The sequence below is a fragment of the Bradyrhizobium sp. A11 genome, assembly GCF_042077125.1.
GTDB classification, from domain to species: domain Bacteria; phylum Pseudomonadota; class Alphaproteobacteria; order Rhizobiales; family Xanthobacteraceae; genus Bradyrhizobium; species Bradyrhizobium japonicum_B.
The window spans coordinates 5,861,123-5,885,378 of record NZ_CP149509.1 but is presented as its reverse complement, the minus strand read 5'-3'; the positions used below and the strand labels follow the sequence as shown (position 1 = coordinate 5,885,378).

At 66.0% G+C, this 24,256-nt stretch carries 21 protein-coding genes and 1 tRNA gene; 19 read left to right on the top strand and 3 right to left on the bottom strand.

The features are described 5' to 3' along the window. Nucleotides 1-108 precede the first annotated feature (108 nt). The 3 genes from WI560_RS27640 to WI560_RS27630 all read left to right on the top strand — a co-directional run bounded on the left by WI560_RS27640 (nt 109) and on the right by WI560_RS27630 (nt 3,484). On the top strand, nt 109-1,851 hold the full coding sequence (locus WI560_RS27640; RefSeq protein ID WP_375305727.1) for a SulP family inorganic anion transporter: 1,743 nt from the start codon (nt 109-111) through the stop codon (nt 1,849-1,851). A 110-nt stretch (nt 1,852-1,961) separates the two neighbouring features. Then, on the top strand, nt 1,962-2,801 hold the full coding sequence (locus tag WI560_RS27635; RefSeq protein ID WP_375305726.1) for a shikimate dehydrogenase: 840 nt from the start codon (nt 1,962-1,964) through the stop codon (nt 2,799-2,801). Nucleotides 2,802-2,857: 56 nt separating this feature from the next. Then, nucleotides 2,858-3,484 (top strand): hypothetical protein, encoded by a 627-nt coding sequence (locus WI560_RS27630; RefSeq protein WP_375305725.1) that lies wholly within the window; start codon nt 2,858-2,860, stop codon nt 3,482-3,484. A gap of 113 nt (nt 3,485-3,597) precedes the next feature. On the opposite strand, the gene WI560_RS27625 is transcribed toward WI560_RS27630, so the two are convergent. After that, nucleotides 3,598-4,734 carry an L-lactate dehydrogenase gene (locus WI560_RS27625; protein WP_375305724.1) on the bottom strand — a complete coding sequence of 379 codons (1,137 nt, stop codon included), beginning with the start codon at nt 4,732-4,734 and terminating at the stop codon, nt 3,598-3,600. Between the two features lie 108 nt (nt 4,735-4,842). On the opposite strand from WI560_RS27625, the gene WI560_RS27620 reads away from it, so the two are divergent. The 11 genes from WI560_RS27620 (at nt 4,843) to WI560_RS27570 (ending at nt 16,069) form a co-directional block, all read left to right on the top strand. After that, nucleotides 4,843-5,010 carry a hypothetical protein gene (locus WI560_RS27620; RefSeq protein WP_167772118.1) on the top strand — a complete coding sequence of 56 codons (168 nt, stop codon included), beginning with the start codon at nt 4,843-4,845 and terminating at the stop codon, nt 5,008-5,010. A 219-nt stretch (nt 5,011-5,229) separates the two neighbouring features. Continuing rightward, nucleotides 5,230-6,573 carry a phosphoglucosamine mutase gene (glmM, locus tag WI560_RS27615; protein ID WP_375157208.1) on the top strand — a complete coding sequence of 448 codons (1,344 nt, stop codon included), beginning with the start codon at nt 5,230-5,232 and terminating at the stop codon, nt 6,571-6,573. A 223-nt stretch (nt 6,574-6,796) separates the two neighbouring features. After that, on the top strand, nt 6,797-8,044 hold the full coding sequence (locus WI560_RS27610) for an MFS transporter (RefSeq protein ID WP_375305723.1): 1,248 nt from the start codon (nt 6,797-6,799) through the stop codon (nt 8,042-8,044). 237 nt (nt 8,045-8,281) lie between these two features. After that, a complete protein-coding gene (locus WI560_RS27605; protein WP_375305722.1) occupies nt 8,282-9,115 on the top strand; it encodes an outer membrane protein in 834 nt (277 codons plus the stop codon). Nucleotides 9,116-9,282: 167 nt separating this feature from the next. Then, complete coding sequence (locus WI560_RS27600) at nt 9,283-10,050, top strand: outer membrane protein (protein ID WP_375305721.1); 768 nt, start codon at nt 9,283-9,285, stop codon at nt 10,048-10,050. Between the two features lie 75 nt (nt 10,051-10,125). After that, nucleotides 10,126-10,716, top strand: a complete 591-nt coding sequence (locus WI560_RS27595; RefSeq protein ID WP_375305720.1) for a glutathione S-transferase family protein — start codon at nt 10,126-10,128, stop codon at nt 10,714-10,716. Nucleotides 10,717-10,732: 16 nt separating this feature from the next. Beyond that, nucleotides 10,733-11,191 (top strand): GNAT family N-acetyltransferase, encoded by a 459-nt coding sequence (locus WI560_RS27590; protein ID WP_257176549.1) that lies wholly within the window; start codon nt 10,733-10,735, stop codon nt 11,189-11,191. Nucleotides 11,192-11,363: 172 nt separating this feature from the next. Further along, entirely contained in the window at nt 11,364-11,555 is a 192-nt protein-coding gene (locus tag WI560_RS27585; protein WP_257176550.1) for a hypothetical protein, read from the top strand. Nucleotides 11,556-11,634: 79 nt separating this feature from the next. Further along, nucleotides 11,635-12,807: a phosphoserine transaminase gene (locus WI560_RS27580; protein WP_375305719.1), complete on the top strand. Its 1,173-nt coding sequence runs from the start codon at nt 11,635-11,637 to the stop codon at nt 12,805-12,807. 169 nt (nt 12,808-12,976) lie between these two features. Then, complete coding sequence (gene serA, locus WI560_RS27575) at nt 12,977-14,566, top strand: phosphoglycerate dehydrogenase (RefSeq protein ID WP_375305718.1); 1,590 nt, start codon at nt 12,977-12,979, stop codon at nt 14,564-14,566. Between the two features lie 330 nt (nt 14,567-14,896). Continuing rightward, nucleotides 14,897-16,069, top strand: coding sequence for a thiolase family protein (locus tag WI560_RS27570; protein WP_126259118.1), 1,173 nt, complete (start codon nt 14,897-14,899; stop codon nt 16,067-16,069). Nucleotides 16,070-16,128: 59 nt separating this feature from the next. Here WI560_RS27570 and WI560_RS27565 read toward each other — a convergent pair whose 3' ends face one another. Next, a complete protein-coding gene (locus tag WI560_RS27565) occupies nt 16,129-17,109 on the bottom strand; it encodes a LysR family transcriptional regulator (RefSeq protein ID WP_375305717.1) in 981 nt (326 codons plus the stop codon). 169 nt (nt 17,110-17,278) lie between these two features. Between WI560_RS27565 and WI560_RS27560 the strand changes: the two genes are divergently transcribed. Continuing rightward, nucleotides 17,279-17,758, top strand: a complete 480-nt coding sequence (locus tag WI560_RS27560; RefSeq protein WP_375305716.1) for a YybH family protein — start codon at nt 17,279-17,281, stop codon at nt 17,756-17,758. A gap of 5 nt (nt 17,759-17,763) precedes the next feature. On the opposite strand, the gene WI560_RS27555 is transcribed toward WI560_RS27560, so the two are convergent. Continuing rightward, a complete protein-coding gene (locus tag WI560_RS27555) occupies nt 17,764-21,171 on the bottom strand; it encodes a PAS domain-containing protein (RefSeq protein ID WP_375305715.1) in 3,408 nt (1,135 codons plus the stop codon). A 641-nt stretch (nt 21,172-21,812) separates the two neighbouring features. Here WI560_RS27555 and WI560_RS27550 point away from each other — a divergent pair. The 4 genes from WI560_RS27550 (at nt 21,813) to WI560_RS27535 (ending at nt 24,211) form a co-directional block, all read left to right on the top strand. After that, the gene (locus WI560_RS27550; protein ID WP_028134454.1) at nt 21,813-22,247 is read left to right on the top strand and encodes a phasin; all 435 of its coding nucleotides are present in this window, start codon (nt 21,813-21,815) and stop codon (nt 22,245-22,247) included. A 470-nt stretch (nt 22,248-22,717) separates the two neighbouring features. Beyond that, nucleotides 22,718-22,794, top strand: a tRNA-His gene (locus WI560_RS27545). A 220-nt stretch (nt 22,795-23,014) separates the two neighbouring features. Next, nucleotides 23,015-23,725 (top strand): antitoxin Xre/MbcA/ParS toxin-binding domain-containing protein, encoded by a 711-nt coding sequence (locus WI560_RS27540; protein WP_375305714.1) that lies wholly within the window; start codon nt 23,015-23,017, stop codon nt 23,723-23,725. A 9-nt stretch (nt 23,726-23,734) separates the two neighbouring features. Further along, a complete protein-coding gene (locus tag WI560_RS27535) occupies nt 23,735-24,211 on the top strand; it encodes an RES family NAD+ phosphorylase (protein ID WP_375305713.1) in 477 nt (158 codons plus the stop codon). Nucleotides 24,212-24,256: the final 45 nt, after the last annotated feature.

The following is a 24,256-nucleotide window of genomic DNA, read 5'->3' as shown; positions in this document are numbered from 1 at the left end:
TCGGGGCGCGTTGATCGCGCTCGGGATCAGGATGGGCTGGCGCATCGGTCGCAACACGGGACGCACGATGCTTGGGAGCATCGAGGGGCAGCGGAGCAATTTGCCGAGATGAGCATCACGAGCGATCACGCGGGCCGGCTGCACCAGCCGCGTCAGCCGACCTTTACCGAACTGTATCTGCCGAAGCTCGTCACCGTCTGGCGTGAAGGCTACGGCCTCGAGGATTTCCGTGCCGACGTCTTCGCCGGCCTGACCGTTGCGATCGTGGCGCTGCCGCTGTCGATGGCGATCGCGATCGCCTCGGGGGTGACGCCGGACCGCGGTCTCTACACCGCCGTGGTCGGCGGCTTCATCGCCTCGCTGCTGGGCGGCAGCCGGTTCCAGATCGGCGGCCCCGCCGGCGCGTTCATCGTCTTGGTCGCCGCGACCGCGGAGCGCCATGGCGTCGACGGCGTCATCCTCGCCACCATGATGGCGGGCCTGTTTCTGATCGCCGCGGGGCTGTTGCGGATCGGCACCTACATTAAGTTCATTCCCTATCCGGTGACGGTGGGCTTCACCGCCGGCATCGCCGTGATCATCTTCGCCAGCCAGCTCCGCGATCTCTCGGGCATCACGCTCGCGGGCAAAGAGCCCAGCGAATTCGTGCCCAAGCTGCTCGCGCTCGCCGGCGGCCTCGATACCCTCAATCCATCCGCGGTCGCGGTCGCCGTCGTCAGCATCGCCATTATCGCGGCCTTGCGGATCTGGCGGCCGTCCTGGCCCGGTATCCTGATCGCGGTCGTGTTCGCGGCCGTCGCGTGTGCGGTGTTCTCGCTGCCGGTCGAGACCATCGGCTCGCGGTTCGGCGGCATTCCGCGCGAATTGCCCTCGCCGGCCTTGCCCGCGTTCTCGGTTGCGAAGGCGACCGCCGTGCTGCCGGACGCGATCGCGTTCGCGCTGCTGGCCGCGATCGAATCGCTGCTGTCTGCGGTGGTCGCCGACGGCATGACCGGGCGCCGTCACCGCTCCAATTGCGAGCTGGTGGCGCAAGGCGCGGCCAATATCGGCTCGGCGCTGTTCGGCGGCATCTGCGTCACCGGCCTGATCGCGCGCACCGCCACCAACATCCGCGCCGGTGCCCGCGGGCCGCTCGCGGGCATGCTGCATGCGGTCTTCCTGCTGCTGTTCATGCTGATTGCGGCGCCGCTTGCGAGCTACATCCCGCTCGCAGCGCTCGCCTCGGTGCTGGTCGTGGTGGCCTGGACCATGGCGGAGAAGCACGAGTTCGGCACATTGCTGCGCTCGTCATGGGGCGATGCCGTCGTGCTGCTCGCGACTTTCCTGCTGACGATCTTCCGCGACCTGACCGAAGGCATCCTGGTCGGCTTCGCGCTCGGCGCGGTGCTGTTCATCCATCGCATGGCGGAAATGGCGGGCATCGAGGAACGCTCGCCGCTGGCCGTCGCCGACCGTCCCGACGACGGTAATGGCGACCGCGTTCCCTACGATCCCGCGCTTGCGGTCGATCGCGACGTGCTGGTCTATCGCATCACCGGTGCGTTTTTCTTCGGCGCGGCCTCGGCCATCGGAAGCGTGCTCGACGCCGTCGCCGACAAGCGCAAGGCCTTCGTGGTCGACTTCGCCGCAGTGCCGTTCCTGGATTCGACGGCGGCCAATGTGCTTGGCCGCGTCGCCGCCAAGGCGCACCGCGAGGGCATAAGGCTGTTCATCACGGGGGCTTCGCCGGCCGTCCGCCGCGCGCTGCTCACCCATGGCGTGACGCCGCCGCGCGCGCGCTATCGCCAGAGCCTCGAGCGCGCGATTGCCGACATCAAGGGTGGCGCAAGCGAGGAGACTGCCGCGAGCTGACGGCACGTCTTTCCCGCGCCCGGCCGGCCTGACCGGCGCTGTGGCGCCCGCTTGACAGAGCGGGCGCGACGCGAAATGGATCGCCTCGGAAGCACGACCCCGAGGGAAAGATGACCGCGCCCAGAACGCCTGCAGCCTGTCTGATCGGATGGCCGGCCGCGCATTCGCGCTCGCCGCTGATCCATCGCTACTGGCTGCGCACGCTGGGCATCGAAGGCGGCTACGTCATCGAGGCGGTTCCGCCCGAGGACTTGCGCGATTTCGTGCTGCGGCTGTCGCTGCGCGGCTTCGTCGGCGCCAACGTCACCATCCCGCACAAGGAGAGCGTGCTGGCGCTGTCGACGCCCGACGCCCGCGCCAAGGCCGTGGGCGCAGCCAACACGCTGTGGTTTGCCGATGGCGAGCTGCACGCGACCAATACCGACGTCGAAGGCTTCATCGGCAATCTCGACGCCAGCGCGCCCGGTTGGGACGCGGCCGAGGAGGCGCTGGTGCTGGGCGCCGGCGGCTCCTCGCGTGCGGTCGTGTTCGGGTTGCTCGAACGCGGCATCAAGCGCGTACATCTTGCCAATCGCACCGTCGCGCGGGCCGAGGCGCTGGCAAGGCAGTTCGGGGCCAACGTGCATGCTGTGAAATGGGATGGCCTCGACGACGTCCTGCCGCGCGCAAAACTTCTCGTGAACACGACCTCGCTCGGCATGCACGGCCAGCCGTCACTCGATGTCGATGTCGCGCGCCTGCCGCAGGCGGCCGTCGTCGCCGACCTCGTCTATGTCCCGCTGGTGACGCCGCTGCTCGCTGCCGCAGCAGCGCGCGGCCTGAGGACCGCCGACGGACTCGGCATGCTGCTGCATCAGGCGGTGCGCGGCTTCGAATTGTGGTTCGGCCGCCGGCCCGAGGTCACGGCCGAGCTGCGCGCGTTGGTCGAGGCCGATCTCACAAAGACTTGAGAGAATAGCGCAGGTGCTTCGGAGTTCTCCTTCCGTGGGGGCAATCGGAGACCGTCATGTCTGTGCAACGTGCAACTTTCACCCGTCCGCTGATCGCCGTCGCGATGCTGGCCATATCGACTTACTGCGCCTTCGCCCAGAGGGCGCCGGTGCCGACGCGCGTGCGCGGCACCATCGAAAGCGTCAGCAACGACACCCTGCAGGTCAAGTCACGCAGCGGCGAGGAGGTGAAGCTCCGCCTTGCTTCCGACGTGAACGTATCGGGGATTACCAGGATTTCACTCGCCGACATCAAGCCGGGTTCGTTCATCGGCGCGACCACGGTGCCGGGACCGGACGGCAGCCAGAACGCGGTCGAGGTCCACGTGTTTCCGGAGAGCATGCGCGGCACCGGCGAAGGCTCGCGGCCCTGGGACCTCAAGCCGAATTCCAGCATGACCAATGCGACGGTGGCCGAAAGCGTCGTCGGCAATGACGGCCATACGCTGCTGGTCAAGTACAAGGACGGCGAGAAGAAGGTGTTCGTCGCCGACAACACGCCGGTCGTGACCTTCGTGCCGAGCGACAAATCCGAGTTGAAGCCGGGTGCCAAGGTCATCGCCTTCATCAAGCAATTGCCGGATGGCTCGTTCGAGACCAACCGCGTCAGCGTCGGTCGCGACGGCCTGACGCCGCCGATGTGAGGGGGAAATCGTAGGGTGGGCAAAGGCGCGCCAGCACCGTGCCCACGTCTTTTCTCATTCGGCGAAAGGTGGTGGGCACGCTACGCTTTGCCCACCCTACGGCGCCTGCGTGCTCACATCGCGATGATATGATCGTCGATCTCGTCGATCCGGTTGACGCCGCACAGGCCCATGGTGGTGAGCAGCTCCTTCTGGATGATGTCGATCGCCTTGGCGACGCCGGCCTGGCCGCCGGCGCCGAGGCCATAGGCATAGGCACGGCCGATCATGCAGGATTTGGCGCCGAGCGCGAGCGCGCGCATCACGTCCTGGCCTGAGCGGATGCCGCCGTCGAACATGATCTCCATCTTGTCGCCGACCGCATCCGCGATCTCGGGCAGCACCTCGATCGAGGACGGCGCGCCGTCGAGCTGACGGCCGCCATGGTTGGACACAACGAGGGCCTGCGCGCCGGTCTTGGCGGCCTCCTCGGCGTCCTCGACGTCGAGGATGCCCTTGATGATCAGCTTGCCCGGCCAGATGCTGCGGACCCACTCGACGTCCTTCCAGCTCAGCGACGTGTCGAACTGCGAGGCGGTCCATTCGGCAAGGCGGTTGAGATCCTCGGTGTTCTTCACATGGCCTGCGATGTTGCCGAAGGTGCGGCGCTTGCCCTGCAGCACGCCGGAGACCCAGCTGGGCTTGCTGGCGAAATCCAGCAGCTTCGACAGCGACCATTCGGGAGGCACCGTCATGCCGTTCTTGATGTCGGCGTGGCGCTGGCCGATCACCTGCAGGTCCACGGTCAGCACCAGCGCGCTGCACTTGGCCGCGATCGCGCGCTGGATCAATTCCTTGATGAAGCCGCGGTCCTTCATGACGTAGAGCTGGAACCAGAACGGCTTCTCGACGCTGGCGGCGATGTCCTCGATCGAGCAGATCGACATGGTCGATTGCGTGAAGGGGATACCGGCGGCCTGCGCGGCGCGGCAGGCGTGGATCTCGCCGTCGCCGTGCTGCATGCCGAGCAGGCCCACGGGCGCGAGGATCAGCGGCATGGTCGAGGGCTCGCCCAGGATCGTGGTCGAGGTGTCGCGCTTGGAGACGTCGACCAGGATGCGCTGGCGGAACTTGATCGCCTGCATGTCCTCGCGGTTGGCGCGCAGCGTCTCCTCGGCATAGGAGCCGCGGTCGCAATAGTCGAAGAACGCCTTCGGCACGCGGCGCTTATGCAGGGCGCGAAGATCGTCGATACAGGTGATATGCTTCATGCTCGTTTCCCCGGCCCCCAAGCGTCTTGCATCGGAAGATTTCGAGGTCATCTAGCATGGTTGGATGCACAGCCAAATCGTTTGCGCGAGGTTTTGCAGGAGGCCGCCATGACCAAGCCGCACGCCGGACCTTCACCGGAGGAGATCAAGGAAAAGCATGATCTCGAGGAAGCGCTGGAAGAGGGGCTGGAAGAGACCTTTCCGGGCTCCGACCCCGTCAACGTCACCCAGCCGGCGCCGAGCCGGGAGGACGGCCACGTCAAGCGCAGCAGCTAGCGCCGGTTCCGCCCGATTCCGGCAGGATCACGGGAAATGGAGCGTTAACAAGACGTTATCGGAATCGCGGCGGGCTTGGTTCCGTAATGATTCATCATATTTTTTGAAGCCAAGTTAGCCGCACAGGCATTATAAGACCCCAGCAAATCAGGGATGCGGGGCCTGTTCGGGCAGCCCGTGGTTGTCGAGGGGACCCTGATCGTTGCGTTGGGGGACGATATGAGCCGCAAATATTTCGGGACGGACGGGATTCGGGGCCGCGCCAACGGACTGATCACGCCGGAGCTCGCCCTCAAGGTCGGCCAGGCCGCAGGCCTTGCGTTTCAGCGCGGTGACCACCGCCACCGCGTCGTGATCGGCAAGGACACCCGCCTTTCAGGCTACATGATCGAATACGCGATGGTCGCCGGCTTCACCTCGGTCGGCATGGACGTGCTGCTGGTCGGCCCGATGCCGACCCCGGCGGTCGCGATGCTGACCAAGTCGATGCGCGCCGATCTCGGCGTCATGATCTCGGCGTCGCACAATCTGTTCGAGGACAACGGCATCAAGCTGTTCGGCCCGCAGGGCTTCAAGCTCTCCGACGACGTCGAGCGGCAGATCGAGCAGTTGCTCGACGAATCGCTCGACAAGCGGCTCGCACAGAGTGCGAGCCTCGGCCGCGCTCGCCGTATCGACGGCGTGCACGACCGCTACATCGAATTCGCCAAGCGGACGCTGCCGCGCGACCTCTCGCTCGACGGCCTGCGCGTCGTGATCGATTGCGCCAACGGCGCCGCCTACAAGGTGGTGCCCGAAGCGTTGTGGGAGCTCGGCGCCGACGTCGTGCCGATCGGTGTCGAGCCCGACGGTTTCAACATCAACAAGGATTGCGGCTCGACCTCGCCGGAAGCGCTGTCGAAGAAAGTGCGTGAGATGCGCGCCGACATCGGCATCGCGCTCGACGGCGATGCCGATCGCGTCATCCTGGTCGACGAGCGCGGCCATGTCGTCGACGGCGACCAGCTGCTCGCGGTGATCGCGCAGAGCTGGAAGGAGGACGGCCGGCTGTCGCGGCCGGGCATCGTCGCCACCGTGATGTCCAATCTCGGGCTCGAGCGCTTCCTGAACGGGCAGGGGCTCGATCTCGTGCGCACGCCGGTCGGCGACCGCTACGTGCTCGAGCAGATGCTGAGCGGCGGCTACAATCTCGGCGGCGAGCAGTCCGGGCACATCATCCTGTCCGACTACGCCACCACCGGCGACGGCTTCGTGGCCGCATTGCAGGTGCTGGCGGTGGTGCAGAAGCTGCGCCGTCCCGTGTCCGAGGTCTGCCACCGCTTCGATCCGCTGCCGCAGATCCTCAAGAATGTCCGCCACAAGGGCGGCAAGCCGCTCGATGATTCCGACGTCAAGTCGGCGATCTCCGACGGCGAGAAGCGGCTCAACGGCCACGGCCGCCTCCTGATCCGCTCCTCCGGCACCGAGCCGGTGATCCGCGTCATGGGTGAGGGCGAGGACCGCATCCTGGTCGAAGACGTCGTCGACACCATCGTCTCCGCGCTGGGCCAGGCCGCGGCGTAAAGCACAGTTTCGTAGGGTGGGCAAAGCGGAGCGTGCCCACGCTTGCGTTTCCGTATCGGACAGGTGGTGGGCACGGCGCTGTGCGCCTTTGCCCACCCTACGATAGCCGACTCGCGGACAGGGTAGGACGCGCATCCCAGCCATTTGCGATTGGCGGTGGTTCGGCCGCTGCCAGCATCGTACCTAGCAAGTCGCGGCGGTTCGCCGCGCCGGGATCGCTGCATTGAACAAGCCTGTCGTCGTCTCAGAGGAAATGCTGACCGAGCCCGTCATCGTCGCTGACGTGGCACCCGCCGCCAAGGCGGCGGGGCCGGCTTATATCGTGCTCGCCGGCATCAGCTTCTCGCACTTCCTCAACGACACCATGCAGTCGCTGATCGCCTCGGTGTATCCGATCCTGAAAGACACCTACGCGCTCGATTTCGCGCAGATCGGCATGATCACGCTGGCCTTTCAGTTCACGGCCTCGCTGCTGCAGCCCGTGGTCGGGCACTACACCGACAAGAAGGCGCAGCCTTACTCGCTGGCGATCGGCATGGCCTCGACCTTCTTCGGCCTGCTGCTGCTCAGCGCCGCGCAACAATATCTCGTCATCCTCGTTGCCGCCGCGCTGGTTGGCCTCGGCTCGGCGGTGTTTCACCCGGAGTCCGCGCGCATCGCGCGGCTCGCCTCCGGCGGCCGCTACGGCTTTGCGCAATCGGTGTTCCAGCTCGGCGGCAGCTTCGGCACCTCGATGGGGCCGGTGCTGGCGGCGTTGATCGTGGTGCCGTTCGGGCAGGGCAGCATCGCCTGGTTCTCCTCGATCGCGTTCCTCGCCATCCTCATCCTGTGGCGCATCGGGCGCTGGTACGCGCCGCAGATCAAGGCGAAGCAGACGGCGGCGGTTCAAGCCCATCCCGACGCGCCGAGCTCGCGCCGTGTCGCCGTCGCGCTGCTCGTGCTGGTGGCGTTGCTGTTCTCGAAACAGCTCTACGTCTCGAGCCTGTCGAGCTACTACATCTTCTATTTGATCGACCGCTTCGGCGTGTCGACACAGGCCGCGCAGATTTACCTGTTTATCTTCCTGGCGGCGAACGCGGTCGGCGCGTTTCTCGGTGGCCCGCTCGGCGATCGCTTCGGCCGCAAGATCGTGATCTGGATTTCGATCCTGGGCGCGCTGCCGTTCACGCTGGCGCTGCCCTATGCAGGGCTCGTCGGCAGCGCGGTGCTCAGCATCGTCATCGGCCTGATCATCTCCTCGACGACGTCGTCGATCATCGTGTTCGCGCAGGAGCTGGTGCCGCATCGTTTCGGCATGATCTCCGGCGTGTTCTTCGGCGTCGCCTTCGGCATCGGGGGCCTCGGAGCCGCCGTGCTCGGCGAGCTCGCCGATCGCACCTCGATCGAGTTCGTCTACCAGGTCTGCGCCTATCTGCCGGCGATCGGCCTGCTTGCGGTGTTCCTGCCCAAGCTGCCGCGGCACACGCGTTAACGCTTCCTCTCCCGCTGCAGCGCACTTTCACCGATCGTTAGCAATTGCGCTCGAGCCGCCGCATTTGATGCGGCATTCCTGCAACGCTCAGGCGCCGTGCGCGCGAGAGTAGAGAAAAAATCAACCTTAAAAATTAGGGTTAAGTGGCGCTTAAACATTTGCTGGCATCGTCCGCTCCGTGAGTTTCCAGAACGTGAGGCCTGCGTGTTTGCCTCACCGGCCAAAAGGACGAAGCCAATGCGTAGCGTTAAGTCTCTCCTTGCCGCGGGTGCGGCAACCCTGATCTCGTCGATGGCTTTCGCCGCCGACATGCCGATCGCGGCGCCCCCTCCCATGTACGCGCCGCCGGCTCCGCCCGCCGACTTCGGCGGCTGGTATCTGCGCGGCGACATCGGCATGACCAATCAGAGCGCCAAGCGCGTCGAGAGCGCCCTGCCGGCCGGGTATTCGAAGACGACGGAAGGCCTCGGTTTCGACTCCTCGCCGCTGTTCGGTCTCGGCGCCGGTTATCGCTTCAACAGCTGGTTCCGCGCCGATTTGATCGGCCAGTATCGCGGCAAGGCCACTCTGCACGGCAGCGACAATGTCGTCGGACCCGGCTTCGTCGGCGTCAATAATTACAGCGGCAGCAAGTCCGAGTGGGTCGTCATGGCCAACGCCTATGTCGATCTCGGCACCTGGTGGTGCATCACCCCGTTCATCGGCGCCGGTGTTGGCGGCTCCTATAACAAGATCAGCGGTTTCCGCGACGACGGCGTCTCGTATTCTGGCGGCGTGCTGTCCAACAGCGTCGCCTACTTTGGCGACCACGGAAAGTGGAACCTGGCCTGGGCCGCTCACGCCGGTCTGGCCTACAAGGTCAATCCCGGCTTCACGGTCGAACTGGCCTACAGCTACATGAACCTCGGCGACGGCGCGCCCGGCAATTATCGCTTGTTCGACAACAGCGCCTCCGGCCCGACCTCGATCAAAATCAAGGACATCACCTCGCACGACGTCAAGCTCGGTGTGCGCTGGGATCTCAACAGCCCGCCGGTCTACGCGCCGCCGCCGCTCGTCACCAAGGGCTGATCGGTAGCCTCATCGGTTAAGCTCTCTTAACGGCGCGGGATCATCCCGCGCCGTTTTGCTGTGTGCATTTTTCATGGCGGGCTCCGACCAAGGCCTCCGGCGCAACCATTGGTTAAGGTTAACGGGCGATGATCATCGCAACAGTTCGGGTTCGATGGAGCGTTGCGATGCGTGGGCTTTTGTTGGCGGCAGCGATGTTGGGGACGGTGTCTGCCGCGAACGCGGCCGATATGCCTGACCTGCCGATCCTGCGCGGCAGCTTCACCGACGGGCTGACCAATGTCCGGGCGAACTGGCAGGGCTACTACATCGGCGGCCAGGGCGAGTACGGCACGGTCACATCTAAGATCGACTCGAACATCAACAGCGACCTTCAGGCAACTTGGAGGCCGACCGGGAATTACCCCTGGTTGGGTCTCGCCAGCGCGCAAAGCAGCAGCGCCGGCTGGGGCGCCTTCGCCGGCTACAACGGACAATGGGACGATGTCGTTCTCAGCGTCGAGGCGAACTACATTCATGGCGGCTTCAAGTCGACGTCGAGATCGGTCGGCCAGAGATTCGACTCCACCACGGGCGCGCTGCTTGCCACCACCGATTCATCGGCGGTCGTCGGCATCTCCGATTTCGGTTCGTTGCGCATGCGCGCCGGCTACGCCTGGGGATGCTTCCTGCCCTACGCTTTCTTCGGTGGCGGCCTCGGCAGCCAGACTGTCGAGCGCACCGTCTCGGCATCGCCGGTACCGACGCTGCCGCCAGCGCCCACGTCGTTCGCAACCAAGACCAAGCTGGTCTACGGTTACTCCGCCGGCGCCGGTGTCGATGTCATGCTGGTCGGCGGACTGTTCGCCCGTGCCGAATATGAATACCAGCGCGTGACGTCCGACATCGAATCGAATATCCACTCCGTCCGCGCCGGCCTCGGCTACAAGTTCTGACACGAGCTCGCCGCGCCGCGGTTGACAGTTTCGCTCCGTCCTGATGCTCTGTCGCTTCACAACGGGGCGGCGGCGATGAAGGTCTACGGCGACAGCAATTCCGGAAACTGTCTGAAGGTGAAGTGGGTCTGCGATCATCTCGCATTGCCCTATCAGTGGGTCGAAATCGACACCAGCAAGGGCGAGACGCGCACGCCGCAATTCCTCGAGATGAACGGCGCCGGCCAGGTGCCTACGGTCGCGTTCGACGACGGCCGCACGCTGGCGCAGTCCAACGCCATCATCCGCTATCTCGCCCGCGACAGCGCGCTCGTTCCGCGCGACGCCTTTGCGGCCGCGAAGATGGACGAATGGCTGTTCTGGGAGCAGTACAGCCACGAGCCCTATATCGCGGTGTGCCGCTTCCTACTCGTCTATCTCGGCAAGGAAGCATCCGAGCTCGACCCCGAGAAGGTCAAGCGCGGCTATGCGGCGCTCGACCGCATGGAACGGCATCTGGCGGCCAGCCGATTCTTCGCCGGCGAAGCGGTCTCGCTCGCCGACGTCTCGCTGCTCGCCTATACCCGCGTGGCGCACGAAGGCGGCTTCGACCTCGGCAAATATGCGTCGGTCCGCCGCTGGATCGGCGACGTCGAAGCATTTCTCGGTCTTCCGCCGGCGCGTTGAGCTTGGAGTTGTCGACATGAGCACCGTCTCCATTCGCAGCGCACGCCGCGACGACGTTCCCGCGATCGTGGCGATGCTGGCCGACGATCATCTCGGCCGCGCGCGGGAGCGCGTTGAGGATCCGTTGCCCGCCGCCTATTACGACGCGTTCGCGCGGGTCGAGTGCGATCCGAATCTTGCGCTGGTGGTGGCCGAGGCCGAGGGCAGGGTGATCGGCTGCCTGCAACTCGCGATCCTGCCGGGCATCAGCTCGCAAGGCGGCAGTCGCGGCCTGCTCGAGGACGTGCGCGTTGCCACCGATTGTCGCAGCCGCGGCATCGGCGAGCAGTTGGTGCAATGGGCCGTGGCGGAAGCCAAGGCACGCGGCTGCAATCTGGTCGAATTGCTGACGCACGAGACGCGAGCCGACGCGCAGCGCTTCTACAAGCGGCTTGGATTCACGGCCAGTCACGTCGGTATGACCGTCCGCTTCTGAGGCGGCTGCGCGCGAGCGTTGCACGATCAGCAAATTCAGAGCTCGCATTCGTTCGTGTTAAGAGCCGGTAAACTACCCGCTGGTCGTTCACGTTGATGAAGGAACGAACGGTGCTAGGCAGCGTCAGAAACCGGGCTCGGTCGGTTCGGGGATTTCGATGACAAGCTATTCCATGATCAAGGTCGGCAACGATTATGTCGTGCAGGCCAACGACAAATGCATTTTGAAGGTCGGCAGCCGCCGCCGCGCCGCGCAATTGATCAGCGAGGCCACGGACCTGCTGAATGCGCTCGCGGTCGTGGAATCCCCCGATATCGCACCGGATGCGCCTTCACTCCAGCGTGAGACGCCGGAACTTCCTTGACTGCCCAGCCCGATTCCCGTATCAGCCGCGGCGGGACACCTCCCCCCAACGGGAGGCTTACTATCTGGAAGGGTAGACGATGACTGTAGCGAAGCCCGCTTCGCGGCCGAACGTGCCGCATTTCTCCTCCGGCCCCTGTGCCAAGCGCCCCGGCTGGAACGCCCAAAATCTCAAGGACGCAGCGCTCGGCCGCTCGCATCGCGCGAAGGTCGGCAAGACCAAGCTCAAGCTCGCGATCGATCTGACGCGCGAAGTGCTCGAGGTGCCCGCCGATTACCGCATCGGCATCGTGCCGGCCTCGGATACCGGCGCGGTCGAGATGGCGCTGTGGTCGCTGCTCGGAGCGCGGCCCGTCACCACGCTCGCCTGGGAATCCTTCGGCGAAGGCTGGGTCAGCGACATCGTCAAGGAATTGAAGCTCAAGGACGTCACCAAGCTGAACGCACCCTATGGTGAGATCCCCGATCTCTCCAAGGTCGATCCCAACAGCGACGTCGTCTTCACCTGGAACGGCACCACCTCCGGCGTACGCGTGCCGAACGCCGACTGGATCAGTGCGAGCCGCGAAGGCCTGACCATCTGCGACGCGACGTCCGCGGCCTTTGCGCAGCCGCTCGATTGGACCAAGCTCGACGTCGTCACCTTCTCCTGGCAGAAGGCGCTCGGCGGCGAAGCCGCGCACGGCATGCTGATCCTGTCGCCGCGCGCGGTGCAACGGCTCGAGACCTACAAGCCGGCCTGGCCGCTGCCGAAGATCTTCCGCATGACCAAGGGCGGCAAGCTCAACGAGGGCATCTTCGTCGGCGAGACCATCAACACCCCGTCGATGCTCTGCGTCGAGGATTATCTCGACGCGCTGAACTGGGCCAAGTCGATCGGCGGCCTCAAGGCGCTGATCGCGCGTGCCGACGCCAACACCAAGGTGCTGGCCGACTGGAAGGCGAAGACGCCCTGGATCGACTTCCTGGCCAAGGACGCTTCGATCCGCTCAAACACCTCGGTGTGCCTGAAGTTCACCGATCCCGCGATCACCTCGCTCTCGGAGGATGCGCAGGCCGAGTTCTCCAAGAAGCTGGTTGCGCTGGTCGAGAAGGAAGGCGCCGGCTACGACTTCGCTTATTACCGCGATGCGCCCGCGGGCCTGCGCATCTGGTGCGGCGCCACCGTCGAAGCCAGGGACGTCGAGCTGCTGACGCAGTGGATCGACTGGGCCTTCGCCGAGACCAAGGCCACGCTCGCGAAGGCGGCCTGAGTTCTTACCCTCCCCTGGAGGGGGAGGGTCGACGCACCGTCAGGTGCGGCGGGGTGGGGTGATCTCTCCACACGGCGCACCGGCAATTCTCTTTGTTGCAGCTTCACCCCACCCCGGCGCTTCGCGCCGACCCTCCCCCTCTAGGGGAGGGTGTGAAGGACACATCCCAATGACCAAACCCAAAGTTCTCATTTCCGACGCGCTCTCGCCCGCTGCCGTTCAGATCTTCAGGGATCGCGGCGTCGAGGTCGACTTCCAGCCCAATCTCGGCAAGGACAAGGACAAGCTCGCCGAGATCATCGGCAATTACGACGGCCTCGCGATCCGCTCGGCGACCAAGGCGACCGCCAAGATCCTGGAGAAGGCGACCAACCTCAAGGTGATCGGCCGCGCCGGCATCGGCGTCGACAACGTCGAGATCCCCGCCGCCACGGCCAAGGGCATCATCGTGATGAACACGCCGTTCGGCAATTCGATCACGACCGCCGAGCACGCCATCACCCTCATGCTGGCGCTGGCCCGCGAGATTCCGCAGGCCGATGCCTCGACCCAGGCGGGCAAGTGGGAGAAGAACCGCTTCATGGGCGTCGAGATCACCGGCAAGGTGCTGGGCGTCGTCGGCTGCGGCAATATCGGCTCGATCGTCGCCGACCGCGCGCTCGGCCTGCGCATGAAGGTGATCGCGTTTGACCCGTTCCTGTCGCCGGAGCGCGCCAAGGATATCGGCGTCGAGAAGGTCGAGCTCGACGACCTGCTCAAGCGCGCCGACTTCATCACGCTGCACACCCCGCTCACCGAAAAGACCAAGAACATCATCGATGCGGCCGCGATCGCCAAGATGAAGAAGGGCGTGCGCCTGATCAACTGCGCCCGCGGCGGTCTCGTCGACGAGCAGGCGGTGGTCGATGCGCTCAATGCCAAGCACATCGCCGGCGCCGCCTTCGACGTCTTCGTCGAGGAGCCCGCGACCAAGAGCGTGGTGTTCGGCCATCCCAACGTGATCTGCACGCCGCATCTCGGCGCCTCCACCACCGAAGCGCAGGAGAACGTCGCGCTGCAGGTCGCCGAGCAGATGTCGGATTATCTGCTCACCGGCGCGATCTCGAACGCGGTCAACTTCCCCTCGATCACGGCGGAGGAAGCGCCGAAGCTGAAGCCGTTCATCTCGCTCGCCGAGAAGCTCGGCTCGTTCGCCGGCCAGCTCACCGAGAGCGGCATCCTCAAGGTCGAGATCACCTATGAGGGCCACGTCGCCGAGATGAAGATCAAGGCGATCACCTCCGCCGTGCTGTCGGGCCTGCTGCGCCCGATGCTGGGCGAGGTCAACGTCGTGTCCGCGCCCGTCGTCGCCAAGGAGCGCGGCATGGTAGTGGACGAGATCGTGCGCGCCGCCCAGAGCGACTATGAGAGCCTGATCACCGTCACCGTCACCACCGAGCGGCAGGAGCGGTCGGTCTCGGGCACCGTCTACGCCGACGGCAAGCCGCGCCTCGTCGACATCAAGGGCATCCGGGTCGACGCCGAGTTCGGCAAGTCGATGATCTACGTGACCAACGAGGACAAGCCGGGCTTCATCGGCCGGTTCGCGAGCTTGCTCGGCGACGCCAAGCTCAACATCGCCACCTTCCATCTCGGCCGCGTCGCGCCCGGTAGCGATGCCATCGCCCTGGTCGAGGTCGACGGCGCGGTGCCGGCCGACCTGCTCGCCAAGGTGCAGGCGCTGCCGCAGGTCAAGCAGGCCAAGGCGCTGACGTTCTGATCTTCACCTCTCCCGAAGGGAGAGGTCGGATCGCATCGCAAGATGCGATCCGGGTAAGGGGTTTACGCTCTCACCGAATGCTGCGGCCCCTCACCCGGATTGCTGACGCAATCCGACCTCTCCCCGCTGGGGAGAGGTGACAGAGCAAGCCGACAGAGCCAGTTCTAACCACGCCCGTCACCGTCATATTCCGACCCGCGGAACAACGCCGCCTCCTTCACCGGAGGCGGCGTTTTTGTTTCGCGCGCCTGCCCAACTTTGTGTACCACTGGCGCCCAGAACGCCTCGTAACTAGGCTCCGTTCAAAATCGTTCGACAAGGGAGAAACACATGCGTGAAGCCGTCATCGTTTCCTATGCGCGTACGGGCCTCGCAAAATCCGGCCGCGGCGGGTTCAACATCACGCCGCCGATGTCGCTGGCGGCCCACGCCATCAAGCATGCGGTGGACCGCGCCGGCGTCGACAAGGACTATGTCGAGGATTGCTATCTCGGCAATTGCGCCCATGGCGCGCCGAACATCGGCCGCCAGGCCGCGCTGCTCGCCGGCCTGCCGAAGACCACCGCCGGCGTCTCGGTCAACCGCTTCTGCTCCTCGGGGCTGCAGACCATCGCGATGGCCGCCAACTCGATCCGCTCCGACGGCGCCGACTGCATCGTCGCCGGCGGGGTCGAAAGTATCTCGATTCCCGGCGGCGGCACGCCGAAAGAATCGGTCGATCCTGATCTGCTCAAGGTCGCCCCTGACATCTTCATGGCGATGATCGACACCGCCGACATCGTCGCCGAGCGCTACAAGCTCAGCCGCGAATACCAGGACGAGTTCTCGCTGGAATCGCAGCGACGCATGGCCTCGGCGCAGCAGGCCGGCAAGTTCAAGGACGAGATCGTCCCGATGAAGACCAGGATGAAGGTCGTCGACAAGCAGACCAAGGCCGAGAGCATCGTCGACTACGTCGTCGACCGCGACGAGTGCAACCGGCCCGAGACCACGCTGGAAGGTCTCGCCAAGCTGGAGCCGGTGAAGGGGCCCGGCAAGTTCGTCACCGCCGGCAATGCCAGCCAGCTCTCCGACGGCGCCGCCGCCGTGGTGCTGATGGAAGCCAAGGACGCCGAGAAGCGCGGCCTCAAGCCGCTCGGCCGCTTCGTCGCCTGGGCCACCGCCGGCTGCGAGCCCGACGAGATGGGCATCGGCCCGGTGTTCGCGATCCCGAAGCTGCTCAAGCGCACCGGCCTGAAGATCGACGACATCGACCTGTGGGAGCTCAACGAGGCCTTCGCCAGCCAGTGCCTGTACTGCCGCGACCAGCTCGGCATCGATCCCGCCAAGTACAACGTCAACGGCGGCTCGATCGCGATCGGCCATCCCTTCGGCATGACCGGCGCCCGTCTCACCGGACACCTCTTGCAGGAAGGCGCCCGCCGCAAGGCCAAGTGGGGCGTGGTGACGATGTGCATCGGCGGCGGCCAGGGCGGCGCCGGCCTGTTCGAGATCTACAGCTGAGACCAGGCGACAGGAATGCGAAAGGGCACGGCGCAAGCCGTGCCCTTTTGTTATCCGGATCAGGCGGAGATGCGACGCCTGGGCGCTGTCGGCGGCGGCGGACCCAGGCAGCGCGCCACTGTCTCGAACAGCCAGGCGACACCGGCATCCGCCATCGCGGCTTGTGAGGCGACGACACGCACAGGGTCGGGCGTCCACGGAAACGGCACGGGACGCATCACCAGGTCGAAACGCGCGGCATGGCGTTCGACCAGATGGCGCGGCAAGGTCGCAATGAAATCGCTCTCGGCGAGCTGCGCCAGCGCCAACATGAAGTTGGGCACGGTCAGCGCCACGCGCCGGGAATGGCCCCGTTCGGCAAGCCTGACGTCGACGATCCCGAGCGCATCACCGGTCGCCGAGACCAGCATGTGCCGTGCTGCCAGATAGGTCGCGAGCGTGACCTTGCGGGCCATCGTGTGGCCCTTGCGCATGGCGACGACGAAGTCCTCCTCGAACAGCAATCGTTCGGCGTAACGCGACGGCAACGGACCGACCGGCAGCACGGCGAGCTCGAGCCGGTGCGAATCGAGCTCGGAGAGCGTGTCCTGCCACGCCTGGCCCGACGCCTTGCCCTGGCGTTGCGGCATCAGCTGCAGCAGCCGGATGTCGATTCCCGGGCCTTCCCGGGCCAGGGTCTCGAGGAGGGAAGCGAGAAACACCGCGGCCAGCGCATCCGGTGTGCCGATCGTGAACGAGCGCCTCGCCGTTCGCGCGTCAAAGGGCTCGGCGGCCGACACGATCGCATCGAGGCGCGACAGGAGTTCGGCGACGGGACCTGCAAGCGCGAGCGCACGCTCCGTCGGCTTCACGCCGCTCGGCGTCTTCAGGAACAACGGATCGTGGAAGATGCGCCGCAGCCGGGCCAATCCGTGGCTCACCGCCGAGGGCGTGAGCTTGAGCTTGTCCGCCGCGCGCGAGACCTGGCGCTCCTCCAGCACGGTGCTGAACACGACGAGGAGGCTGACGTCGACCCGGGCAAGCTGAGCAGGATTCAGCATGGTCCTGAGATCTTATCACTGGATTCATCACGGTCAAAGCGGCATGCAGCGATCTGTGCAACGGCATGAACCGTCAACACGGAGCCCTCGGATGAAGAACGATCAAGACTCTCGCGCAGCCGCACCCGCGGCGGTGTCCAGGCGTCACACGCTCGCAGGGATGGCGTGCATGCCGCTCGTCGTTGCCGAGGCGGCCACGGCCGACGACGTGATCGCGAAACTGATCGACCATACCCAGCAAGCGAACGCGGCGTTGATGCGCGGCGACGCCGGCACCTACCGGCAGATGGTCTCCCTCACCGACGATTTCGTGCTGATGTCGCCGTTCGGCGGGGTGCCGTCAAAGGCTGCTGAGTACACGCCTGAAAGGTGGGAGCGGATGGGCCGGTTCTTCAGGAACGGCACGCACAGGCAGGAGGTCGTCCAAACCTATGGCTCGCAGGACATGGTCGTTCTGGCGCTGATCGAGCGGGACAGCGTCGAGGTCGGAGGGCTGCCCGCGCAGGAATGGGCCCTGCGCGTGACGCTCGTCTACCGGCGCACGGGAAGCGAGTGGCACCTGGCGCACCGCCACGCCGACCCGCTCGCCAATGGCATCAGCCTGCAGCAGGCGGCGGCGCTGGCGCGCGGTCTGCCCGCAAGCCAGTGAGCGCCTCACGCCTTCGCCGGCACCGGTGTGAACACCACTTCGATCAGCGTGCCGTGGCCCGCGCTCTTGATGTTGAAACGGGCGCGGTTGGCTTCGACCAGGGCCTTGGTCAGCGACAGGTTCAGCGCCGCGCTGTCCGCGGCATCGCCCGGCGGCGGGGTGCGGAACGGCTCCATCGCCGCGGCGACCTCGCGCTCGGACAGGCCGTGGCCGGTGTCGCGGATGCGCAGCGCGATCTCGCCGCGGTCGGTCGTGGCGGTGGAGACGATGACCTGGCCGCCGGCGCTGGCGAGCCGGATCGAGTTCGAGATCAGGTTCATGGTGATCTGCCGCATCGCGCGCGCGTCGGCCGTCACCTGCGGCAGCGCATGCGCGAGCGAGGTGCGGATGATGATGCGCTCGCGATTGGCCTGCGGCTGCATCACCGTCACGCAGGCTTCGACGAGGTCGTTGAGGTTGAGGTCGGCGAAGGTGAGGTCGAGCTTGCCGGTCTCGATCCGCGACAGCTCCAGGAGATCGTCGATGATGGCGATGACACGCTCGCCGGAGGCGCGGATGTCCTTCATGTATTCGCCGTAGCGCTCGTTGCCGAGCGCGCCGAAGCGCTCCGAGATCATCACCTCGGCAAAGCCGATGATGGCGTTGAGCGGCGTGCGGATCTCGTGGCTGATCCGCGCCAGCATGTCGGCCTTGGCGTTGGCCGCGCTGTGGACGAGGCGGCGGGCCTGCGCCAGCTCGCTCTCGCCCGCCTTGCTCTGGGAGAGGTCGCGGAACACGGCGAAGAAGTTCGGCCCGTCGGGCCGCGTGCGGCCCATGATCATCGCGAGCGGAATGACGCCGCCCTTCTTCTCGCGGCCCAGCACCTCGCGGCCGTGGTCGAGCAGGCTCGCAATGTCCTGGCTCTTGAGGCTTTCGAGATAGTCGACGACGATCTGCTGGCTCTCGGGCGCGAACAGCGTCAAGAGGTTCTGCTCCAGCAGCGCCGTGCCGTCATAGCCGAACAGCGCCTCGGCGCTGCGGTTGCAGGCGTGGATGTTGCCTTCGGCATCGAACATCACGATGCCCTCGGCCGTGGTGTCGAGGATCGCGGCGAGGTCTTCCGCCTCGGCTTCGCCGACCGCGGGTTCGGGTTCGGCAGCGTAAGCGAACGGCTCCGGGACAATGGTTTCGGCGACGACCGTCTCCGCGACCACGGTCGCTGCGATGACAGGCTCGGCGACGGCAGGGGCCGGCTGTGGCAGCGCGCAGATCAGCGCATGCGCGCTCTCGCCGTCCCAGTCGATCGTGTGCAGATGTGCATTCGTGGTCGGAAGCGGCGTCTCGCCGTTTGCGACGGTGGCGCTGATCGTGACGGGCGTGCCGCCCTGCGAGGTGCTGCTCGCCGAGGACACGCCGGGCTCGACATAGAGCGCGTCCAGCCCGCCGGCGTCCTCCAGCGCATGGATGTCGGCATAGCCCATCCGCGCGAGGAACGCGGAATTGGCGTAGAGCAGGCGGTCGAGCCGATAGATCAGGATGCCCGTCGGCAACAAATCGAGCAGCGCGCGGTCGCGCGCGCTCATCCCGCGCGGCGGCGGCGCCGGCTCGGTCAGCCATTCGGCCGCAGCCTGCGGCGGCGTGGGCTCCGGCGCCGGCGGCTCGGTCGTGATCTCCGTCACGGGCTCGGACGCGTCCGCGATCGTCTCGCGCTCGCGCTCGAGCCGTTCGGACAATTGCCGGGCGAGCTCGTTGAACGCGCTGTTCTCGACCGGCGTCAGCGTCGGCGATCTCTGATCACTGATTGATCTGACATCGCCGGCCGGGCGGAACGGAACGACATTGGGCGGGGTTTCGACGGGCGTTTCCACTGGGATGTCCGGATCGTTTGGCGGTGAAGTCGCGTCGCTGCTGGGTTCGGGTCGTTCGGCTTCGGCGGTCGGCTCGGGCTCGGGCTCGGACGGCTCGATCGGCGGAGGCGGCACCTCCGCCACCGGCTCGGGCTCGTCCCCCGGCTCGACCTCGGGCTCGACCACATCGGCGGCCGGGCCGTGCTGCGCCGGCGGCTCGCTGAGCAGCTCGAAGCGCCTGAGCGCATCGAGCCGGTTGAGCGCGTCGAGATCGCGGCAGACGCCAAAGCCCTTGAAGCCGGCAAAATCGCGCGCGGCATCGTAAGTCGGCAGGCCGGCGAGCTCGACCGGCAGCTGCGCACCGCCGTCGGTCGGCCAGTTCACATTGATGCCGGCCCAGGTGTCGTGGCTTGCCAGCGCCTGCGCGATGCGCCCCTCTGGATCGAGCGAGAACGCCGCGGCGATCTCGTGCCAGGGACGGCCGAAGCCGCTCGCGGTGCGCGCGCCGATCAGGCGGATGAATTCGTCGGAGAGCAGCACAAAGCGGCCCTCCGCATCCGTCTGCCAGAGAAAGCGCAGCGGATGCTGACGCGGTGCGGGCGGCTGTTGGCCCGACGGCGGCTCGACCATGCCGGATGTGATCGGCGCGGCTTGCGGCGGCACGATGGCTTCCGGCGGGTTTTCAACCGGAGTCTTTGCCACGACGTCGGCGACCGTATCCTGCGGTTCGGGCGCGATCGTCTCGGCTGCGGACGTCTCGGCGAACGCATCGAACAAGGAGATCCCGGCCGAGGTGTGCTGCGACGGCGGCGGCTCGCTCGGCATGGTTGCGGCGGCTTGCGGCGCGGATTCAACCGGCGCCTTGTTCGCGACATCCGCCATGGTCTCAGGCACAGGCTCGGCAGGCATATGCGCGGCAGGCCCGGCCTGCGCGGCGGCAGCCGGCTCGATCAGCGCGACCAGGCCAACATCGGCGCCTCGGCCGACCCGTTGCAGCACCATCTGGCCGATCCCGATCGGCGTCTCGGCGCGGCCGTCGCGTAGCGCATCGCTGCGCGCCTTCTCGAGCCCGGCCTCGCCGAGATCGCGGAAGCCGAGCAGGGCGCGGGCGGCGTCGCTGGCGCCGACGAACAGGCCGTCGGGCGCGAACGCCGCCATCGGCATTTGCGCGCCTTCGACCAGGCGATGCAGCCGCTCGATCAGCGGCATGCTGCGCAGGCTCGGATCCATCGCGGTGACGAGCACGGCATGGCTGCCGTCGGCAAAGTCGAGCCGGCTGCACGCGCAGGTCATCAGCGTGCCGAGCCTTGCGCCGAAGCCGCGCAGACGTTCGAGCCGCACGGTGCCGTTCGCCGGCAGCTGGCGCGCGAGCCGGGCGACCTGGCGGCGGTGCGGGTCCGCCGGGCCGAACACCTTGCCCGCCAGTGCCGCGCTATGCGCCGCGCCGAACAGCCTTGCGCCGACCGGATTGCACCACAGCACGCGCGCGCCGTCGATCGACCACAGCCAGGCCGGCAGAGCGGAGGTCGCATGCACGGCCAGCCGCGGATCGCCCACCCCTCGCAACTGGAAATCCGAACTCGTCATCCGACCGGCTTTAAGTCTCACGCTGGACGCTGGCGGCTGCCGGGAATGACAGCCTTAAGAAAGGGTTAGTATCGCCCGCGCCCGCGCGCAGGTCCACGGCTCGCCCCTCCGCCGGTATCCCAAAGCCGCGATAACCTTAATCCCGCCACCCCCGCAAGCCGCAGTCAGGTTCATCCAAGGGATTCGGCGGGGAGGGCCTCCAGAGCAATCGGTTGTAACGCGAGCCGCCAACCTCCCCACACCTCGTCATTCCGGGGCGCGCGCAGCTCGAACCCGGAAATCCATCCATCCACCGTCTCCGCGGCCCAATGGATTCTCAGGTGCACAAGTGCGCACCATAGCTCCCTCGCTTTCGCTCGGGTCCCGGAATGACCGCAGCGGCCACTTCCTCACCTCAACCCCCGGTTCCCCCTTACCGGAACCTCACCCTCCCCGAGATTAAATTATCGCATTGCACCCTCCGGGCGCATTGCGCTGCACAATGTTGACATGATAGGCAGCCATAGTGCTGGGCGCTGGGCGAGCCATCTCATTCGTTTCGCGTTTCCAGTCTTCGTACCCGCTGAATGCGAAGGCCCGACAGGGGCCGGCGGGCGCGCCAGAAGGCTCACTCCATTTTTCAATTAGCGTGAGGGACAACCATGACAGGTGCGACTGATCCGTTTTCTGCCTCGATCATTCCGTTCGAGGTTCCCGAGCAGATGCGTGCGTTCGCCGAGAAGGGCGTGTCGCAGGCCCGCGAAAGCTACGCCAAGTTCAAGGACGCCGCCGAGACCCACAACGGCACCGTCGAGGCCGTGTTCACCTCGGCCTCCAAGGGCGCGAGCGAGTACACCGCCAAGCTGGTCGAGTTCATGAAGGCCAACAGCAACGCCCAGCTCGACTTCGCCCAGCAGCTGTTCGGCGCCAAGTCGCCGTCGGAAGCGCTGGAGCTGTGGACCGGCCATACCCGCAAGCAGTTCGAGACCCTGCAGTCCCAGGCCAAGGAACTGGTCGAACTGACCCAGCGCGTTGCCGCCGAGACCGCCGAGCCGATCAAGGCCTCTGCCTCGAAGTACATGCCGCCCGCCGCCTGAGCGGTCAGGCCGGTTTGATCTGAAGGAAACCCGGGCCAAGTGCCCGGGTTTTTTTCTTCGCCTCTGCCGCAAGCGCAGGGTAACCGCCGGAGCGCACGCCTTCGTCCTTCGAGACGACCGCTCCGCGGTCTTCTCAGGATGAGGCTGATGGGCACCGGTGTCCGCTCAAATTGCCGCCGCGCACTCCGCCCTCATCCTGAGGAGCCCGCGCAAAGCGGGCGTCTCGAAGGATGGCCGCAGAAGCCTTGCCAGGTGAGAGCTTTCCCCCAGAGGGGGTTTGTCCACAGCCGGGAGAGACACCCTCGCCATCGCCATCCAGCCCGATTTCATCGCACTGACGGTGATTTCCGCGGGTTTTTCACACCAATGCGGCCTTGCCAAACCGGGCCGTTGCACCTAGTTTCCGCCCCGTCCAGCCCCCTCGGTGATAAGCCTTTTTAGGCACCCCCTTGAGGGCGGCTCGCTAGGATGCAGTTGTAGCTCAGTTGGTTAGAGCGCCTGTCTGTGGAACAGGAGGTCGGTGGTTCGAGCCCACCCAACTGTACCAATGATTCCAAGACCCTGCTCAAAGCCCCAATGGCCGACTTGATCAGCCTCTAACTCACCTCAAATCTCGGGGAGGGTGTCTTTCGGTGAGCATGCGCCGAGCTTTAACCCCACACGCGAGCTCATCCATCCGCCGGGTGGTGCTTGAATGCACCTGTCCATGTGCTTAGATGCCAGTTGGCCAGTCTTTTGGGGCATCTGGCACGGAGCGGGACGGGTCGATGGCAAAGGATGCGCGTAGTGGCAAACGTGTGGGCTCAACCGCTCCGCACCGGCTAGGTGGGTCTGGCTCGCTGACCAGCAAGCGAACGAAGGCGATCGCGGCGTCGGTCCTTACAGAGCGGCTCGACCACAAGAGGCCAACGCGCAAGTCTGCTCCCGAGACATCGCGGAAGCCTGCGGATCGAGAACGCCTGTCCGCCGCCGAACCGGAGCAGACCTATCAAACTCCACCCGGCGCGGTTGTCGTGCGCGGGCATTTCGATGCGGTCACGGGGCTCTCGACAATCACCGATGCGCCGTCGCTCGGGCTCGGTAGGATCGCGGATCAACCGCAGGCCTCGGTCGAGCTGTTCGACGTCGTGATCGACGGCAACAGCCTGTTTCGCATCGAGCCCGCCGCGCTCAAGCGCCTCTCGAATTACAGCGACGACGAAATCCACGCCCTCGTGGTGCCGAAGCGCACGCTGGCGCGGCGGCTGTCGGAGGGCGAGCCGCTGACCGTCGAGGAGACTGACAAGGCGGTTCGGCTGGCGCGGGTCGACCGGCTCGCCGCAAACGTGTTCGGCGATGCCGCAAAGAGCCATCGCTGGCTGCGCAAGCCGAAGAAGGCCCTGGGCGGGGAGACGCCGCTGGCATTCCTCGCGACGGAAGCGGGCGCGCGCGTGGTCGAGGAGATGTTGCATCGGATCGACCATGGCATTTTTGCCTGAGGATTCGCCGTGCGGATCTGGCGGATCTCCAATTTCGACGATCTTTCCGGTATTGGCGGCCTGAAGGCCGAAGGCCGCTGGCACGATCGCGGTCGGCACGTGGTCTACGCCGCGGATCATCCGGCTTCGGCGCTAGTCGAAGTGATGGTGCATCTGGAAATCGATGCAGAAGACTTGCCGACGAGCTATCAACTGCTTGGTATTGACGTGCCGGATAAGCTGGCTGTCGAAAAGGTGAGCTTGAGCGATATTGAGAGAGTATCGCCGAAGTGGGCCGGCGATCCCAGGGTGACGCGTGACGTGCTGAGGCCATGGTTTGACGAGGCGCGCACCGCCGTGGTGTCGGTGCCGTCGGTCATCGTGCCGTTCGCGCAAAACTATCTCATCAATCCGAGACACGTGGATGCGGCGCGCATCCGCGTGTCGCATGTCGGGCGCTATCCTCACGACGAGCGGCTGTTTGGGCTGCGAACGGGCAACGTCTGAGGTTGATTGGTTTCCTGCTGAACACGGGGACTGTGCACGAGTTTC